General features: G+C 69.5%; 14 protein-coding genes, 3 tRNA genes and 1 pseudogene. 8 read left to right on the top strand and 10 right to left on the bottom strand.

Annotation, left to right across the window (positions count from 1 at the left end):
* Positions 1–30: 30 nt before the first annotated feature.
* The 4 genes from OG456_RS16615 to OG456_RS16630 all read left to right on the top strand — a co-directional run bounded on the left by OG456_RS16615 (position 31) and on the right by OG456_RS16630 (position 2,939).
* A complete protein-coding gene (locus OG456_RS16615) occupies positions 31–393 on the top strand; it encodes a hypothetical protein (protein WP_266561733.1) in 363 nt (120 codons plus the stop codon).
* Positions 390–1,745, top strand: a complete 1,356-nt coding sequence (locus OG456_RS16620) for a hypothetical protein (RefSeq protein WP_266561735.1) — start codon at positions 390–392, stop codon at positions 1,743–1,745. Before OG456_RS16615 ends, OG456_RS16620 begins: the two co-directional genes overlap by 4 nt.
* Positions 1,746–1,763: 18 nt before the next feature.
* Positions 1,764–2,483 carry a hypothetical protein gene (locus OG456_RS16625; RefSeq protein ID WP_266561737.1) on the top strand — a complete coding sequence of 240 codons (720 nt, stop codon included), beginning with the start codon at positions 1,764–1,766 and terminating at the stop codon, positions 2,481–2,483.
* Positions 2,484–2,863: 380 nt separating this feature from the next.
* Positions 2,864–2,939: transfer RNA gene (locus tag OG456_RS16630), tRNA-OTHER, on the top strand.
* Between the two features lie 5 nt (positions 2,940–2,944).
* Here OG456_RS16630 and OG456_RS16635 read toward each other — a convergent pair.
* The 3 genes from OG456_RS16635 to OG456_RS16645 form a co-directional block, all read right to left on the bottom strand.
* A complete protein-coding gene (locus OG456_RS16635) occupies positions 2,945–3,157 on the bottom strand; it encodes a hypothetical protein (RefSeq protein WP_266561739.1) in 213 nt (70 codons plus the stop codon).
* Positions 3,158–3,219: 62 nt separating this feature from the next.
* On the bottom strand, positions 3,220–3,390 hold the full coding sequence (locus OG456_RS16640) for a DUF6233 domain-containing protein (RefSeq protein ID WP_266561741.1): 171 nt from the start codon (positions 3,388–3,390) through the stop codon (positions 3,220–3,222).
* On the bottom strand, positions 3,345–3,542 hold the full coding sequence (locus OG456_RS16645) for a hypothetical protein (RefSeq protein ID WP_266569569.1): 198 nt from the start codon (positions 3,540–3,542) through the stop codon (positions 3,345–3,347). Before OG456_RS16645 ends, OG456_RS16640 begins: the two co-directional genes overlap by 46 nt.
* A 293-nt stretch (positions 3,543–3,835) precedes the next feature.
* On the opposite strand from OG456_RS16645, the gene OG456_RS16650 reads away from it, so the two are divergent.
* Positions 3,836–4,198, top strand: coding sequence for a hypothetical protein (locus tag OG456_RS16650; RefSeq protein WP_266561743.1), 363 nt, complete (start codon positions 3,836–3,838; stop codon positions 4,196–4,198).
* 372 nt (positions 4,199–4,570) lie between these two features.
* On the opposite strand, the gene OG456_RS16655 is transcribed toward OG456_RS16650, so the two are convergent.
* Entirely contained in the window at positions 4,571–5,029 is a 459-nt protein-coding gene (locus tag OG456_RS16655; RefSeq protein WP_266561745.1) for a hypothetical protein, read from the bottom strand.
* A gap of 13 nt (positions 5,030–5,042) precedes the next feature.
* Between OG456_RS16655 and OG456_RS16660 the strand changes: the two genes are divergently transcribed.
* The 3 genes and pseudogenes from OG456_RS16660 to OG456_RS16670 all read left to right on the top strand — a co-directional run.
* Positions 5,043–5,121: transfer RNA gene (locus OG456_RS16660), tRNA-Ser, on the top strand.
* A 177-nt stretch (positions 5,122–5,298) separates the two neighbouring features.
* Positions 5,299–5,700, top strand: coding sequence for a hypothetical protein (locus OG456_RS16665; protein ID WP_266561747.1), 402 nt, complete (start codon positions 5,299–5,301; stop codon positions 5,698–5,700).
* A gap of 399 nt (positions 5,701–6,099) precedes the next feature.
* Positions 6,100–6,507: pseudogene (locus tag OG456_RS16670) on the top strand (tyrosine-type recombinase/integrase); the annotation flags it as partial.
* Between the two features lie 47 nt (positions 6,508–6,554).
* Here the strand turns inward: OG456_RS16670 and OG456_RS16675 are convergent.
* The 6 genes from OG456_RS16675 to OG456_RS16700 form a co-directional block, all read right to left on the bottom strand.
* Positions 6,555–6,628: transfer RNA gene (locus OG456_RS16675), tRNA-Thr, on the bottom strand.
* Positions 6,629–6,757: 129 nt separating this feature from the next.
* Entirely contained in the window at positions 6,758–8,332 is a 1,575-nt protein-coding gene (locus OG456_RS16680) for an alpha/beta hydrolase (RefSeq protein WP_266561749.1), read from the bottom strand.
* Positions 8,333–8,411: 79 nt separating this feature from the next.
* On the bottom strand, positions 8,412–9,617 hold the full coding sequence (locus tag OG456_RS16685) for a DNA polymerase III subunit delta' (protein WP_266561751.1): 1,206 nt from the start codon (positions 9,615–9,617) through the stop codon (positions 8,412–8,414).
* A gap of 175 nt (positions 9,618–9,792) precedes the next feature.
* Positions 9,793–13,059 (bottom strand): dTMP kinase, encoded by a 3,267-nt coding sequence (gene tmk / locus OG456_RS16690; RefSeq protein WP_266561753.1) that lies wholly within the window; start codon positions 13,057–13,059, stop codon positions 9,793–9,795.
* 222 nt (positions 13,060–13,281) lie between these two features.
* Positions 13,282–16,116: a type I DNA topoisomerase gene (gene topA, locus OG456_RS16695; protein WP_266561755.1), complete on the bottom strand. Its 2,835-nt coding sequence runs from the start codon at positions 16,114–16,116 to the stop codon at positions 13,282–13,284.
* A 249-nt stretch (positions 16,117–16,365) separates the two neighbouring features.
* Positions 16,366–16,563, bottom strand: a complete 198-nt coding sequence (locus OG456_RS16700) for a hypothetical protein (protein WP_266561757.1) — start codon at positions 16,561–16,563, stop codon at positions 16,366–16,368.
* Between the last annotated feature and the right edge of the window lie 80 nt (positions 16,564–16,643).

Below are 16,643 nucleotides of genomic sequence, written 5' to 3' on the forward strand. Positions count from 1 at the left end.
CGAAGCGACCACGGGGGAGAGCGCGCGTTCATGAGCAGCGGTACGGGTGACAAGGGTGAGATACTCGACATCAAGATCGCCGATCTGAAGGCGACGGCCCCGCACTTCCACACCCACAGCATGGACTTGTCCAAGGCGCTGACCAAGCTCAAGACGGCGTTGTCCGCGGCTGGGTCCCCTTGGGGTGACGACGATCAGGGCACCGCCTTCCACAAGGCATACGGTCCGCACGTCAAACAGATGGAGCAGTCCGCGCAGATCCTCGCCGACGGGCTGGCCAGCATCCATGACGCGATGACGGACATGGCGGACGGTCACATCGACAACGACGACCTGGTGCGTGCCATGTTCAGCCGGATCGCCGTCAAGGGCGGCAAGGGCGACGGCAAGTGAGCGTCGCTGACAAGGCCAAGAAGATCGTCCAGGACCTCACCGGCATGTGGTGGCCGGACGCCGACGAGGACGGCCTGCGCGACGCCGCCAAAGCATGGCGGGACTTCGCCGACGACCTCGAGGACGTCACCGCCGCCGCGAACAAGTCGGCCCGCACGATCATCGAGCACAACAAAGGCGAGGCGATATCCGCCTTCGACGACCCGTACTGGCGCCGCTACTACTACCAGAAGCACGGCTGGCTCCAGGACATGATCGACGGCTCCCGCGACATGGCCAAGGCCCTCGACAAGTATGCCGACGCCGTCCACAAGGCCGTCACACACCTCGAACACGAACTGGAGATCGTCGGCGCCACGATCATCGCGGGAACCGCACTCGCTATCTTCACCGCGGGCATCTCCGAAGGCGCCGCGGCAGCGGCCACCGCGAGCATCGTGGAAATGGCCGGCACCATGGGCGTCACCGTCTCCACCGAGGTCGCCACCATCGCCGGCACCACCCTGGCTACCGCAGCACTCGGCGGCATCGAATCCGTCACCGTGGACCTGGCCGTCACCCAGCCCGTCTCGATGGCCACGGGCGAGAGCAAGGGCCTCAGCCTCGACGAAGCCGGTCACGCGATTACGGATGGAATGCTGTACGGCGGCATGTTCGGCGCGGGCGCCGGAACCGTGAGGGCGGCGACCGAGGCAGGCGGTTTCAGCAACCTGTTCGACGGTCTGACCATGCCCGGCCCACGTGCCGCGCTGCCCTCCGAACTCGACCTCGACGGCATCGTCGAGTCACCGAAGCTCATCCGCCAGGACGACGACTTCGGCGCCACACACAACCCGTTCGGTCTGAAGAAGTCCCGCTTCGACCCGGACATCGGCGTCGTTCCCGCAGACCCCGACGGCGACATCAGCCCGCTCCAGCACGTCCTCGGCGGCAAGAACAAAGCCGCCAAGGAGTCCAGCCAGTACACCTCCTTCGCCCCGCAGGACGGCACCGGGAAGGTCTACGGCAACGAGGAGATCCGCGTCGACTACCAGCGCCTCCAGAAGGACATCGACGCAGGCAAGGTGCAGGGCGTCGAGATCCTGCCCCCGGAGCAGATCCAGCAGTCGATCAACGACGAGATCAACAAGGTCGCCGGACGCGAGATCGACGTACCCACCACGCTCAAAGCTGGCGAGAAGGACCCCGCGCAGGACTTCGTCGACAGCCTCGAGCTGAGCAAGGGCAAGTCCCGTAAGGTCGTCGACAGGGTCATGGCCCTGCTCAACACGCGCCGCGACGGCGAGTGGCTGATCAGCGGGACCGTTCCCAAGGAGTACGTCACCGGACCGTTCCCCACCTCCGGATCATAGGAAAGCGCAGCTCACCCCATGGCCGACACCACGGATCGCTGGCAGCCGAGCCCCAGGCTGCGGGCCCTGCTCTACACCGACTTCGACGGCAACCCCGCCGACCCGGACGACGTGATCGCCGACGCCCTGGACGGCGACGGCTACCTCGAACGCGCCCCCGGCCTGACCGAGATCCTCCAGGACGAGGACGCCGACCCCGCCGGCCGCCTTCTCGCCTGCTGCGCGCTGACCAGCTGGGCCGACCCGCTCGGCTACGACACGGTCATCCGCGCCGCGGCCGACCCCGACGACGTGGTCTGGCGCGGCCAGTCCGCCGACCGCTTCTTCAGCCAGGACGACACCTTCGGTCTGCTCGCCGACGCGGTCGGCTCCAGCAGCGACATGGTCGAGGAGCGCGACACCGCGGACCGGCGCATCGAAGCAGCCCGAGCCCTGATCTCCCTCGCGGACCGGTTCCAGTTCGACCGGCACATCTCCTCGCTACTGACCCGCGAGCTCGTCGAAGCGTGCCACGACGAGATCCGCACGGTCGTCGACCGGGGCATCACCCACCTCGCCTCGGGCGAACACATCCCCTTCGACCTCGGCCTCCAACTCGCCCTGCTCACCATCACGATGAAGAAGTTCGACGAAGCGCGAGCGAACGACTCGATGCTCCGGCTCGCCGCCGCACGGCCGGGCGAACGCGCCTTGCGCGAACTGGCGGACGCGACCGGCAGCTCCCTCTGGCTGATGTAGCAACCTTGGCCATGGCCTCTCTGGTCCCCCTCAAGAGGATCTCCGAGCAACCGAGAACGATGCGCCTCCAACCACCGGGTCCCTGGTCTGCGGCGGCAGACGTCCCAGGGACGGCAGCGGGCAAGGAGCTCAAACCTCCGCATCCCAGTCACACGATCTCCGGAGCCGCGCACGGCGAGGGCCTGCAAGATCGTGACGGGTGCTGCCAGGCGGTCACACCGGATCCTGTTCTGCCAGGTCAGAGACTTGTGGACCTCATCCGCATGACCCCCGGTCCCCATCGTGACTTGCAGCATCTGCGGCGAGGAGAAACCCTGCGGCACCTCCCGCACCACGGGGCGACCGTGGTGCCCAGTCTGGCCGCTAAGCTCACCATCAAGGCGGCGCGTAGCGCAGAGGTCGACGCGCGCGGTCTCAAAATCGCGAGGACGCCGGTTCGAATCCGGCCGCTCCGCCCCTTCTCAGGCCGCTTCGTAGTGGTGCGCCCGGCCGCCGTGCCACTTCACCCACGACGGATCCTCGAGCAGGTCCTCCCCGTCAGGCAGGCCGGCGCGGCGCAGGAACTCGATGACGTCCCCATCCGAGTAGGCGAGGCCGAGGATCTGTCCGCGCGCGGTTACCCGCCGGCCGCCCGTGCCGAGCGGCGGGTGCACGACTATCGGCGCCATCCCCATAGCTCCATGGTCACCCGAATGGCCGGGCCACGCATGCGGCAGCAAGCTCGGTCGCGCCAGGATTACAGAGAGCCCCGTCCGGAGTTCTCCCCCCTCTTCCAGCCGGGCGGGCTCCGCCAGTCGAGCAGGCCGAGTTCGGTGTCGGGTCGGCAGTGCGTGCAAGCGGGGACGCCCTCGGTCACGGCCCTCAGTGCCTGATCTCGGTCGACGTCACGGGAGCGCTTACCCGCCATGTGGCAACCGCCGACGTGTACGGCCAGTCCGGGGCTGGCGGCCGGGCCTGCTCGCCGTGGCGCCGCTCGATCTCGCGGCGTTCTTCGGTGGCGATCCACCGGTCGATCTGCTCGACCTGCTGTACGGCGGTTTTTCTTGGTCGAAAACCCATCTACCAGAGGCTTCACCACGTGGCCATGCCAACTGCCAAGCTGCTACGGCAGGTCGGGAAAGACTCACGCCGAGGCTGTGGAACTGGGGCAACGGGCCGTACGGCATGACGAACCATGTGCACTTGGGATCGAAATCCGGAACGGGCATGGCGTGCGGGTGCCCGTGGAGCCTCCTGCCCAGCTCGATCTCCCGGCCATCTTTCGGAGTTCTCAGGTTGCGGCTGCGGCGGTACGCTCGGTGCCGTGGGGACTCTCGTCGTTCAGTCGATTCTGACCTTCATGGCTGCCGGGCGTGGCGTTCGGTCTCTACTGGCCGTGGGCGCTTTGGATGCTGAGGCGCAGGGGCGAAACGGTGGTGATTACCGGAAGTAGCGAGGACTGGACCGGTGGGCGCCATGGCTATCTGCTCTTCTACGCTGATCACCACGGCGATCACCATCTGATCCGCACCTCGGACCTGTTCCGCAGGGCAGGGAAAGCGGGGAGGAAGGGCAAGGTCTCCCCCTTGCCGGACAGCGGCGAAATCCGCGTCGTCTACGACCGGCGGAGACCCAAAAGAGCGCGGCTGTATCCACTGGACTGGGCGGAAGCAGGCCTGGTGGTGTACGGGCTGATCCCCGCTGTGCCCCTTGTCGTGGTCGCCGTGAACCTTTGATCGCGCACCCGCCGACCGAGGCTGGTCCAGGGGACCCGCGTCCTCGTCGCGGTTGACCGCAGTGAACATTCAGTTGGCTTCAGCGAGTTGGGCGACGGCGCAGGCGAGCAGAAGGACGGTCACCGACCACTCGGCGGGGTCACCGTGGAGTTCCTGGGCAAGGGCGCCGGGACGAAGACAGGCGAGATCAGCGGCCGATCAGGTCGAGTACGGTCCAGAAGCACGCGGAGCTCCTGATGGAGATCGGTTGATCTTGGTCGACACCCCGTCTGCCAGGAGCTTCGTCGTTCTGGGCAAGCTGTGCCCGCCAATCGCCTGTCACTGCGGTCAAGTTGGAAAAGCCTCACTGCTGAGGCAGTGATGCCGGTGCCCTCAACCTCCGTATCGGTTCCGCAGGTCAGTCGTGACGCTCGACATGATGCTCGTAGCCTGGTGTGGAGAGGTCTCTGCCAACGACATCTCAACCTGGGGGTCATAGGCCGTCAGGCCGGTCTCCTTCTCCACGAGCGTGGCGAGGGCGAAGAGCTTGCCGAGCACGGTTGCAGCACCGTCACCGGTGTGCCAGTAGGGCACCGTGATGCTGACCTCGTCGCCGAATACGGACAGGTCAATACCGGTGTCAGAGTGGCTGAGGTCGCGCGATTCCTGCTCGTACTCCGTGATGTCCACATCGCCGAGCAGCACCCGAGCTTGCGGCACTATTCGCTGCCACGCTTCAAGGAGCTCGGTGGGTATCGGCCCGCTGTCCTCGGCCGCGGCCTCCGCGGCTTCCAGGACGGCGTCCCAGGACTGCCCCGCGTCTCGGGTCAGGAAGTAGATGTCGTAGCTCATCGCGGGATCGTAGAGCCAGTGGCTCTTGCCGTGAGCGGTGGTCTTGAAAACCGTCGTGGCGAGAGTCACCGTGGGTTCAAGTCCCACACCCACCGCGCAGCGTGAGAGCCTCTGACCAGGCGATTCGGTCAGGGGCTCTCGCATTTGGCGATCGCCGTGGCACACCGCAGTTCCCCGTGATTCCCCGGTCGTTCGGGCACGTGACGGGTACGCGAAGAGGGCCTAGGATCCGTCAGGAGAGAAGATCACGGTGTGACTGGGAGCACTTCATGAATGAAGCGTTGTACGTCCGCTTCCAGGGCACTGAACGGCACAAGCGGGGGCACTTCCCCGGGGTCTTCGTGCTCGCGAATGAGCTCGCAGCGCAGGGCAAGTTGACGGATGAGCAGTACCAGTTCTGGAGATCAAACAACGATTGGTACGACGCCAACTATCCCAACCCGGCCCATGTCGATCCACAGGTGTACGACCCTGCGGTGAATCCTGGTGCTGTCGCCTGGTTCAAGAGGTCTGCTGTTGACCTCGTCAGGCGAGTGGATGGGTACCTGGAGCTCCTTGCCGCGCACGGGGTGGAGTGTCATCGGCTGGAGTCCTCGAACCCTGGCCGGGTCATCTACGAGGACGGGCATCAGATCGTGGTCATGCCAGTACGAGAGCCGGTCTCCGGTTGATCTGAGCGCAGTTGGCCCGCCTCCCAACTCACCACTCTCCCCAGCTCCCATCCCGTCCGCCGTCGACCCACACACCGTGGAGCGGGCGTGGTTCATGGCGTCCAGGTGGAGCGCCCAACTGGACGAATGACCTGGACGCCATGGGCCGCGTCTGCTCGGCTCTGCCTGGGTCGATGGCGGACGGGATGGGAGCCCTCCACGCTTGCCACGATGTGCCCGCAGTCGGGAACGGCGCCCCCTCCCACCCGGTGCGCCGGCCGATCCCCCGCCGGAGGCATCGTCTGTGACCGTGGGCCGCGAACGTGTGGGTGCTCGACTCATGACCTCCGGGCCTATCCACTGTGGGCGGGCGTCGGCGCAGCCGGGGCGGAGCGGGCCGAAGGCAGGAGCGACGAGATGCGGATCGCGGCCGGGGAGCTCTGGGAGGAGTACGACGTGGCGTTCTCGCGGCCTGACGGGCGCCCCCTCGACCCGCGCGCCGACTACGAGGAGTTCAAGGAGTTGCTCGCGGAGGCCGGGATCGACGACCGTCGGCTGTACGACGGAAGCCGCCACACGGCCGGCACGATCCTGAACGAGTTGGGCGTCGACATGCCCACCATCATGGAGGTCCTTCGGCACACCCAGATCAGCCAGACAAGGCGGTACGTGAAGGGGAGGTCACACCTGTCGAAGGATGCGATGCGGCGCATGGGCGAGTTCTTCGCTCCCCCGGTCCCGCCCCCCGTCGAGAGCCCCACTGAGACCACAACTGAGACCGCCGACACTCGCGCGGCCCGCGCTCGCCGTCGCTGCCGCGTCCGTTAAAAGCAAAAGCCCCAGATCACGGCGAGTGAGTTCTGGGGCTTCTACAGAGCCGCCTTCGGGATTCGAACCCGAGACCTACGCATTACGAGTGCGTTGCTCTGGCCATCTGAGCTAAGGCGGCGCGCCGTCTGCACCATGGTGCGGTCAGCAACGTCGCCAAGTCTACACAGTTTTCGGGGGTGCTCCGCACACCCCCTGCGGAGGCCCTGGGACACGCGTCCCAGGGTGCCGAAAAGTTCCTCTGCACCCCTTATGAGCAGCGCTTTCCGTCCTTGGGCGGCGTGCCGTCCAAGAGGTACGTGTTGATCGCGGAGTCGATGCAGGCGCTGCCGCGGCCGTACGCGGTGTGGCCGTCGCCCACGTAGGTGAGGAGCGTGCCGGAGTCGAGCTGGCCGGCGAGGGCCTGCGCCCAGCGGTACGGGGTGGCCGGGTCGCGGGTCGTGCCGACGACGACGATCGGGGCGGCACCCTTCGCCTCGATGCGATGGGCCTCGCCGGTCGCCTTCACCGGCCAGTACGTGCAGTTCAGCGCCGCCCACGCGAGGCCGTCGCCGAAGACCGGGGATGCTTTCTCGAAGGACGGCAGGGCCGCCTTCACGTCGTCGGGGCTCTTGAAGGACGGGGGCAGGTCGAGGCAGTTCACAGCCGCGTTGGCTGCCATCAGGTTCGCGTACGAGCCGTCGCCGTCGCGCTCGTAGTAGCTGTCGGAGAGGGCGAGCAGGCCCGCGCCGTCCTTGTTCTTGATCGCCGAGCTGAGCGCGGAGCGCAGCTGCGCCCACTCCCCCTGGTCGTACATCGCCGCGATCACGCCGGTCGTGGCGAGGGCTTCGCCGAGCTTGCGGCCTGCGGGGTCACCGGTGGGGATGGGGGTGCGGTCCAGTTCGGTGAACAAGGACTTGAGGCGCTTGCCCGCGTCGGCGGCGCTCCCGGTGCCCAGGGGGCAGTCGGAGCGCCGTACGCAGTCCTTCGCGAAGGACTGGATCGCCGTCTCGAAGCCGGCCGTCTGGTCGCGGTTCAACTCCTTCGCCGACAGGGACGGGTCCATCGCGCCGTCCAGGACCATGCGGCCGACCCGCTCCGGATAGAGCCCCGCATAGGTCGCCCCGAGGAACGTGCCGTACGACGCCCCGACATAGTTCAGCTTGTCGTCGCCGAGCGCCGCGCGCAGGATGTCCATGTCGCGGGCCGCCTCGATTGTGGACACGTGCGGCAGCACATCGCCGGACCTCGCCTCGCAGCCGGCCGCGAACTTCTTGAAGGCCGCCGACAGTTCGTTGGTCTCCGCCTGGTCGTCGGGCGTGACGTCGGTCTGCGTGTACGCGTCCATCTGCCTGCCGTTGAGGCACTCGACCGGTTCACTGCGGGCGACGCCGCGCGGGTCGACCGCGACCATGTCGTAGCGGGCTCGGACCGCCGCCGGGTAGCTGACGGCGGCGTACGACTGGAGGTAGCCGATCGCCGAGCCGCCGGGTCCGCCGGGGTTGACCAGGAGCGAGCCGAGGCGCTTGCCCGGGCCGGCGGCCTTCTTGCGAGCGACGGCCAGCTTGATGTCACCGGCGTCCGCCTTCGCGTAGTCCAGCGGCGCCTTCATCGTGGTGCATTCGAAGCCGGGGACGCCGCACTCACGCCAGCTCAGCGACTGCCCGTAGTAGGCGGCCAGGTTGGCGGGAGTCTCCCTGGGCAGCGCGCCCAGCGAAACGTCCGTCGTCCGCGTGCTTCCCGAACTCCCTGGTGAGCAGGCGGACATGAGGAGCCCGGCGGCGGCGAGCAGGGTTCCACAGGCCCGGAGGCCTCGGACAGGGGGATGGTGACGCCTGAAGTACATCAGCCGAGCGTAACTGTCCGCGTTCGGCCAGTCGCGATGTGTGGCGACCACGCCCCGTACGAGTTACCCGAAGGGCGTGTCAGCCCGCCCGCAGCGCCATCGTCATCGCCTCCACCGCGAGCAGCGGCGCCACATTGCGGTCGAGCGCGTCACGGCATTCGGCGATCGCCTCGATGCGGCGGAGCGTGGCCTCGGGCGAGGCTGCGCGGGCGAGGCGCTCCAGGGTGTCCTGCGCGTCGGTGTTCGCGAGGGCGACGCGGGAGCCGAGCTGCAGGGCGAGCACATCGCGGTAGAAGCCCGTGAGGTCCGTGAGGGCCAGGTCGAGGCTGTCTCGCTGCGTACGCGTTCTGCGGCGCTTCTGGCGGTCCTCCAGGTCCTTCATGGCGCCCGCCGTGCCGCGCGGCATCCGGCTGCCGCTCTGTCCGCCGAGCGCCGCCTTCAGCTCCTCGGTCTCTTTGGTGTCGACCTCCTCGGCGAGCTGCTTGGTGTCCTCCGCGGCGGTGTCGATCAGCTCCTGCGCGGCCTTGAGGCACCCGCCGATGTCGTCGACCCGCAGGGGCAGCTTCAGCACCGCCGCTCTGCGCGCCCGCGCGCGCGGGTCCGTGGCGAGGCGTCGCGCGCGGTCGATGTGGCCCTGCGTGGCGCGGGCCGCTTCGGCGGCGACGGCCGGCTCGATGCCGTCGCGTCGTACGAGCATGTCGGCCACCGCATCGACCGCGGGTGTACGCAGCGTCAGGTGGCGGCAGCGGGAGCGGATTGTGGGCAGTACGTCTTCGAGGGAGGGCGCGCAGAGCAGCCAGACGGTCCGCGGGGCGGGCTCCTCTACGGCCTTGAGAAGTACGTTGCCCGCGCCCTCGGTGAGGCGGTCCGCGTCTTCGAGGACGATGACCTGCCAGCGGCCCACGGCGGGCGACAGCTGTGCTCTGCGGACGAGCTCGCGGGTCTCCTTCACGCCGATGGAGAGCAGATCCGTACGGACGATCTCCACGTCGGCGTGCGTGCCGACGAGGCTCGTGTGACAACCGTCGCAGAATCCGCAGCCGGGGCCCCCGCCCAGCGCTCGGTCCGGGCTGACGCACTGGAGCGCCGCGGCGAACGCGCGCGCCGCCGTCGCCCGCCCCGCGCCGGGCGGACCGGTGAAGAGCCAGGCGTGCGTCATCTTGGAGGCCTCGGGCAGCGGCGCCTTCGTCGCCGTGGCCGTGACGAGCGCGTCGGCGTCCCGCGCGGCGGCGTCGAGCTGCGCGGCCACGCGCTCCTGACCCACCAGGTCGTCCCATACGGGCATGGACTACCGCCTCACCGTCGAACTCCGGCACTTCGCTCTACCGGATTCATTGTGCGGGACGGGACTGACAACGCCGTCCGGCGACCGAGCCGGCGCCCCGCTCAGCGAACGGGCCGGCAATCGGTCTCCGGTCGGCGACAGGTCCCGGGCCGGCTCGGCGCCGGCCCCGGTCGGCTCAGCGCCGCCCCCGGCGCTTGCTGCCCGCGCCCTCGTCCCCGTCGTCGTCGTGCCCGCCGAGCAGTTCGTCCGCCAGCGTCGGCAGGTCGTCCAGCGGGGTCTCCTCCGCCCAGTCGGGCCTCGGCCGCTGACGGGGCCGGCCCTCCTCGTCGACCTGGGGCAGCTCACGCGTCCGGTCATTCGAACCATGACCGGCACCCGCACCCCTGGTCGACGGCGCCGAAGTCTGGCGCTCATCACGGAAGTACCCCGACGGAACCCGGTCCACCGGCCCGCCATCGCCAACACCAGCACCAGCACCAGCACCGCTACCGACGGAGTCATCACGCACCGGCGGCAGCACCGCCGTCTCGTCGGCGGCCCCGGCCTGCTGTGCGGGATTCGGCGGCATCGGCAGCTGAGTGGTCTCGTCGTTGTCCCCACCCTGCCAAGCACCACGCCCAGCACCAGCACCAGGGGCAGTCCCAGGGGCAGTCCCAGCCCCGGAACCCGTACCTGCGTCCCTGACCGGCGGCAGCACGGCCGTTTCGTCGGCCGCGCCGCCCGTGGGATTCACCACGGGCGTGGGAACGGTGGTCTCGTTGTCGGCCCTCGAGGGCCGATCGGCACCGTCGGACCCGGCCCCAGCCGCAGAAGCCGCCGCTGACTCGGACGCGGACGAAGCAGCCGCCGCAGAGGCAGCCGCCGCGGACGCCGCCGCCAGCCGACGGGCCTCCTCCGCCCGCAGCAGCGCCTCCTCCGCCTTGCGCTGCTTCTCCAGGCGTCTTTCCTCGGCCTCCGCGCGCAGGCGCGCCTCTTCCTCCGCCTGACGGCGGCGGCGCTCCTCCTCGGCGGCCCGGGTCTGTTCCTCGGCGAGGAGCCTTGCGCGCTCCTCCTCGGCACGGCGACGCGACTCCTCGGCGCGCTGGCGGGCCTCTTCGGCCTGGCGCTCGGCCTCGCGCCGCTGCGCCTCCTCCAGTTCGCGCTGCTTGCGCTCCTCCTCCTCGGCGCGCAGCCTGGCGAGCTGTGCCAGCCGCTCGCGTTCGACGCGCTCCTCCTCGGCCTTGCGGGCGGCCTCGGCCTCGGCCTTCCTGCGGGCCTCCTCCTCGGCGGCCTTACGGGCCTCTTCCTGGGCCTTCACCTCGGCGTCGGAGAGCGGCAGCACCATGTCGAGCCGGTGCCGGACCACGGTCGTGACGGCTTCCGGCTCCTGGGCCGCGTCGACGACGAGGTAGCGGCCGGGGTCGGCGGCGGCGAGCGTGAGGAAACCGGAGCGCACGCGCGCGTGGAACTCGGCCGGCTCCGATTCGAGCCGGTCGGGCGCCTCCGTGAACCGCTCGCGGGCCGCCTGCGGGTCGACGTCGAGCAGGACGGTCAGATGCGGTACGAGTCCGCCGGTCGCCCAGCGGTTGATGCGGGCGACCTCGGTCGGCGACAGGTCGCGGCCGGCGCCCTGGTAGGCGACGGACGAGTCGATGTAGCGGTCGGAGACGACGACGGCGCCGCGCTCGAGGGCGGGCCGTACGACGGTGTCCACGTGCTCCGCGCGGTCGGCGGCGTACAGGAGGGCCTCGGCGCGGTGCGAGAGGCCTGCCGACGACACGTCGAGAAGGATCGAGCGCAGCCGCTTGCCGACCGGGGTCGCGCCGGGCTCGCGCGTGACGACGACCTCGTGGCCCTTGCCGCGGATCCACTCGGCGAGCGCCTCGGCCTGGGTCGACTTACCGGCGCCGTCGCCGCCTTCCAGGGCGATGAAGAAGCCGGTGGCAGCGGGGGCCTGCGCCGGGTCGTTCCCACCGAGCAGCGCGTCGCGCAGGTCGTGCCGCAGGGGCACTCCGCTGCGGTCGTCGGCCTTGGCGAGTACGAGGGCGGCCACGGGCAGCAGCAGGGCGCCGACGAGCATCAGCGTGAAGGCGGCGCCGCCGTGCGCGAACACGAACTTGCCGTAGACCAGCCGGTGCGGGCCGATCGCGGCCGCCAGCAGGGGCGCGGCGACGGCGGCGACCGCGACGGAGACGCGGACGACGGCCTGGAGGTGCTCGGTCGTGCGGGCGCGCCGGTAGTCCTCGGACTCCTGGTCGAGGAGGGTGTGCCCGGTGTTCGCTGCGATGCCCGCGGTGACGCCGGCGAGGGTGACGATCAGCAGGACGCTGGTGACGTCGGGGACCAGGCCGGCGGCGAGCAGGGCGATGCCGGTCAGGGCGATCGCCAGCGCGAGGAGCCTGCGGCGCGACAGCGACGGCAGCACGGAGGGCGCCGAGCGGATGCCGACGACCGTGCCGCCCGTGAGCCCGAGCACGAGCAGCCCGAACATCACCGGGCCGCCGGACAGGTCCTTGGCGTGCAGTACGGAGACGGCGACGGCCGCCGAGATCGCCCCGGCGACGGCGGCGCAGGCGAGGACGAGGAGCGGAATGGCTCCCGTGCGTCCCTTGTCGACACCGCTACCGGTCTTGGGCCGGCGCAAACCCTCGAGCGGCGACCGCGCGCGGGGGGTCTGCGTGTCGGGCAGTTCGAGGAAGAAGACGACGGAGAGCGAGGCGGCGAACAGACCGGCCGCTACGTAGGAGGCCAGTGCGGCCTGGTGCAGGCCGAACCAGTCGACCCCGGCCCCGATCAGGTTCCCCACGAGAGTGACGACGACGAGCGCGGCGGCCGCGAGGGGCAGCGCCACGAAACCGGTGCGCAGGGAGAGGCGTCGCAGCGCGTCCATGTGGTCGGGCAGCGGGCGTACGGCCGCGCCTTCGAGGGGCGGCGCGGGCAGCAGCGCGGGCGCCGCGCTCTCGCGCGACACGGTCCAGAAGCGCTCGGCGACGCCTGCCACGAAGGCGGTGACGAGCAGGACCGCAAGCGCGTTGTCCGGGGTCCAGTCGATCCACAGGGGCGCGACGATGAGGAGCGCGGCTCGCACGCCGTCCGCGCCGACCATCGTCCAGCGCCGGTCGAGGGGGCCGTCCTTGGAGGTCAACGACGTGAGCGGGCCGAGGAGTACGGCTCCGAAGAGCAGCGTCGACAGGACGCGTGCGCCGAACACGGCGGAGACGGCGAAGGCCACGCCCCGGTACCCGCCCCCGAACGAGCCCTCGGAGACGGCTACCTGAAGGGCCAGCACCACGAGCACAAGAAGCCCGAGCGCGTCACCGATGCCGCCCACCAGTTGGGCGCTCCACAGTCGTTTCAGCTGCGGCACCCGCAGCAGGGCGCGGACGGCGCGCTCCCGGGAATCTGCGACCAGGGCGTCGTCGGGGGCCGGATTCTTGGCCGTTGGCTGCTCGGCTCGCGTCATTCGTCCAGCCTATCCGGACCCACTGACTCCCCGAAGGTCCACCCGAACATACGGCCGCCGGGGCACTCGCCCCGGCGGCCGTACGACATTCACGCGCGCGTGCGCACTCCCGTGTGCCTACTCCTCCGTAGAAGGCCCCCGTCGTAAGGCCCCCGTCCCGTAGAAGGACCCCGTAGAAGGATCTCCGTAGAGGACGACTCCGGGAGGACGGCTACAGGAGGACTACTCCTCCGTAGAGGTCGATTTCGAAGCCGTCGCCTTCTTGGCCGTCGTCTTCTTCGCAGCCGTCGTCTTCTTCGCAGCCGTCGTCTTCGAAGCGGCGGTCTTCTTGGCAGCCGTCTTCTTGGCGGGCGCCTTCTTCGCCGGAGCCTTCTTCGCGGCCTTCTTGGCCGTCTTCTTGGCGGGGCCCTTCGCCCGCTTCTCGGCGAGCAGTTCGTAGCCGCGCTCGGGCGTGATCTCCTCGACGGAGTCGGACGACCTGAGTGTCGCGTTCGTCTCGCCGTCCGTGACATACGCGCCGAAGCGGCCGTCCTTGACGACGACGGGCTTCCCGCTGACCGGGTCCTCGCCGAGCTCCTTCAGCGGCGGCTTGGCGGCCGCGCGCCCGCGCTGCTTGGGCTGCGCGTAGATCGCGAGGGCCTCCTCCAGCGTGATGGCGAAGAGCTGCTCCTCGGTCTCCAGGGAGCGCGAGTCGGTGCCCTTCTTCAGGTACGGCCCGTACCGCCCGTTCTGCGCGGTGATCTCGACGCCCTCGGCGTCGGCACCGACCACGCGCGGGAGGGACATCAGCTTGAGGGCGTCGTCCAGGGTGACCGTGTCGACGGACATCGACTTGAAGAGCGACGCCGTACGCGGCTTGACCGCGTTCTTGCCGGTCTTCGGGGTGCCCTCGGGGAGCACCTCGGTCACGTACGGCCCGTAGCGGCCGTCCTTCGCGATGATCTGGTTCCCGGAGACGGGGTCGGCGCCCAGCTCGAAGTCGCCGCTCGGCTTGGCGAGGAGCTCCTCCGCGTACTCGACGGTGAGCTCGTCCGGAGCGAGTTCCTCCGGCACGTCCGCGCGCTGGTGGTTCTCGGAGTCGCGCTCGCCGCGCTCGACGTAGGGGCCGTAGCGGCCGACCCGCAGGACGATGCCTTCGCCGACGGGGAAGGACGACACCTCGCGGGCGTCGATCGCGCCCAGGTCGGTGACGAGCTCCTTGAGGCCGCCGAGGTGGTCGCCGTCGCCGTTGCCCGCGTCGGCGGCTCCCCCGGAGCCCTCGCCCTCGCCGAAGTAGAAGCGCCGCAGCCACGGCACGGCCTGCGCCTCACCGCGGGCGATGCGGTCGAGGTCGTCCTCCATCCTGGCGGTGAAGTCGTAGTCGACGAGCCGCCCGAAGTGCTTCTCCAGGAGGTTGACCACGGCGAAGGACAGGAAGGAGGGCACGAGGGCCGTCCCCTTCTTGAACACATAGCCGCGGTCGAGGATGGTCCCGATGATCGACGCGTACGTCGACGGGCGGCCGATCTCGCGCTCTTCCAGCTCCTTGACCAGGCTGGCCTCGGTGTAGCGGGCCGGCGGCTTGGTCGCGTGGCCGTCGACGGTGATCTCCTCGGCGGACAGTGCGTCGCCCTCGGAGACCTGCGGCAGCCGGCGCTCACGGTCGTCGAGCTCGGCGTTCGGGTCGTCCGCGCCCTCGACGTAGGCCTTGAGGAAGCCGTGGAAGGTGATCGTCTTGCCGGAGGCGGAGAACTCGGCGTTGCGGCCGTCGGCGGAGGTGCCGCCGATCTTGACCGTGACGGAGTTTCCGACCGCGTCCTTCATCTGGGAGGCGACGGTCCGCTTCCAGATCAGCTCGTAGAGTCGGAACTGGTCGCCGGTCAGGCCGGTCTCGGCGGGCGTGCGGAAACGATCACCCGAAGGGCGGATCGCCTCGTGCGCCTCCTGAGCGTTCTTGACCTTGCCGGCGTACGTGCGCGGCTTGTCCGGCAGGTAGTCGGCCCCGTACAGCTGCGTGACCTGCGCACGGGCGGCCGAGACCGCCGTGTCGGACAGGGTCGTGGAGTCCGTACGCATATAGGTGATGAAGCCGTTCTCGTACAGCTTCTGGGCCACCTGCATCGTGGCCTTCGCGCCGAAGCCGAGCTTGCGGCTCGCCTCCTGCTGCATCGTCGTCGTACGGAACGGGGCGTACGGCGAGCGACGGTACGGCTTCGATTCGACGGACCGTACGGCGAAGCTCGTGTTCTCCAGGGCGGCGGCGAGCGCCCGGGCGTTCGTCTCGTCCAGAGCCAGCACATTCGTGGACTTCAGCCGACCGAGCGAGTCGAAGTCGCGGCCCTGCGCGATGCGCTTGCCGTCGAGCGCGCTCAGGCGGGCCACAAGGTTCGACGGGTCGCTGGCGTCGCCGGAGCGGCCGGTCGCGAAGGTGCCCGTCAGGTCCCAGTACTCGGCGGAGCGGAAGGCGATGCGCTCGCGCTCCCGCTCGACGACGAGGCGGGTGGCCACGGACTGGACGCGGCCCGCCGACAGCTTCGGCATGACCTTCTTCCACAGGACCGGCGAGACCTCGTAGCCGTAGAGACGGTCGAGGATGCGGCGGGTCTCCTGGGCGTCGACCATGCGCTTGTTGAGCTCGCGCGGGTTGGCGACTGCGCTGCGGATCGCGTCCTTGGTGATCTCGTGGAAGACCATTCGGTGGACGGGGACCTTGGGTTTCAGGACCTCGAGGAGGTGCCACGCGATGGCTTCGCCCTCGCGGTCCTCATCGGTGGCGAGGAAGAGTTCGTCGGAGTCCTTCAGCAGGTCCTTGAGCTTCTTGACCTGGGCCTTCTTGTCCGCGTTGACCACATAGATCGGCTGGAAGTCGTGTTCGACGTCCACACCGAGCCGGCGCACCTCGCCGGTGTACTTCTCGGGCACCTCGGCGGCGCCGCTCGGGAGGTCGCGGATGTGCCCGACGCTCGCTTCGACGACGTATCCAGGGCCGAGATAGCCCTTGATCGTCTTCGCCTTGGCAGGCGACTCGACGATGACGAGTCGGCGGCCGCCGTGTGCGGTCTCGCTGGTCGGGGACAACTTCGCTCTTCTCTCCGGTCGGCGCTGGGGATCCCCCGCGCCCTCAGGACGTGGGGGTCGGCACTGCGGTACGTGCGGTGTCGCTGCGGAGTGTGACGGTACCTCCCGCCCCCGTGTCAAACGGGAAAAGCCCGCAACGGCCACTCGAACGGTAACCCGACTACCGACGATCCTGCCGCCCGGAGTGCCCACAGGGTGTCCGGGACGTCCACCGGGCCCTCACCCGGGACGCCCCCTGTGGGCCGCCGCTCAGAACCGGCCGAAGCACCACACCCCGAGCACCAGACAGGCCACTGCGACCAGCGTGGCGAGCGTCGCCGATGCGACAGGGTTCACACCGTCGGCGACGGGTGCGCGGTGCATGACACGCGCCCCGGTCCACAGCAGCAGCCCCGCCCCGAACAGCGTGAACACGGTCCCGGCGAAGATCGCTGGTCCGCTCTCCATGGCTTTTCCTCCCGGCGCTGGGGTCCCAGGCCGGTGAGGCTGACACGCGCGGGAGGCGACAGGGCGAACCTCGGGTGAAC

Origin of the sequence: Streptomyces sp. NBC_01446 (assembly GCF_026340095.1) — a bacterium.
Classification (GTDB): Bacteria; Actinomycetota; Actinomycetes; order Streptomycetales; family Streptomycetaceae; genus Streptomyces; species Streptomyces aureus.

Bases quoted from the DNA above. Each gene is read 5' to 3' on its own strand.
- OG456_RS16645 (WP_266569569.1), bottom strand. From the start codon at position 3,542: ATGGGTTTTCGACCAAGAAAAACCGCCGTACAGCAGGTCGAGCAGATC.
- OG456_RS16640 (WP_266561741.1), bottom strand. From the start codon at position 3,390: ATGGCGGGTAAGCGCTCCCGTGACGTCGACCGAGATCAGGCACTGAGG.
- tmk (WP_266561753.1), bottom strand. From the start codon at position 13,059: ATGACGCGAGCCGAGCAGCCAACGGCCAAGAATCCGGCCCCCGACGAC.
- OG456_RS16700 (WP_266561757.1), bottom strand. From the start codon at position 16,563: ATGGAGAGCGGACCAGCGATCTTCGCCGGGACCGTGTTCACGCTGTTC.
- OG456_RS16655 (WP_266561745.1), bottom strand. From the start codon at position 5,029: ATGAGCTACGACATCTACTTCCTGACCCGAGACGCGGGGCAGTCCTGG.
- OG456_RS16635 (WP_266561739.1), bottom strand. From the start codon at position 3,157: ATGGGGATGGCGCCGATAGTCGTGCACCCGCCGCTCGGCACGGGCGGC.
- OG456_RS16665 (WP_266561747.1), top strand. From the start codon at position 5,299: ATGAATGAAGCGTTGTACGTCCGCTTCCAGGGCACTGAACGGCACAAG.
- OG456_RS16685 (WP_266561751.1), bottom strand. From the start codon at position 9,617: ATGCCCGTATGGGACGACCTGGTGGGTCAGGAGCGCGTGGCCGCGCAG.
- OG456_RS16680 (WP_266561749.1), bottom strand. From the start codon at position 8,332: ATGTACTTCAGGCGTCACCATCCCCCTGTCCGAGGCCTCCGGGCCTGT.
- OG456_RS16615 (WP_266561733.1), top strand. From the start codon at position 31: ATGAGCAGCGGTACGGGTGACAAGGGTGAGATACTCGACATCAAGATC.
- OG456_RS16625 (WP_266561737.1), top strand. From the start codon at position 1,764: ATGGCCGACACCACGGATCGCTGGCAGCCGAGCCCCAGGCTGCGGGCC.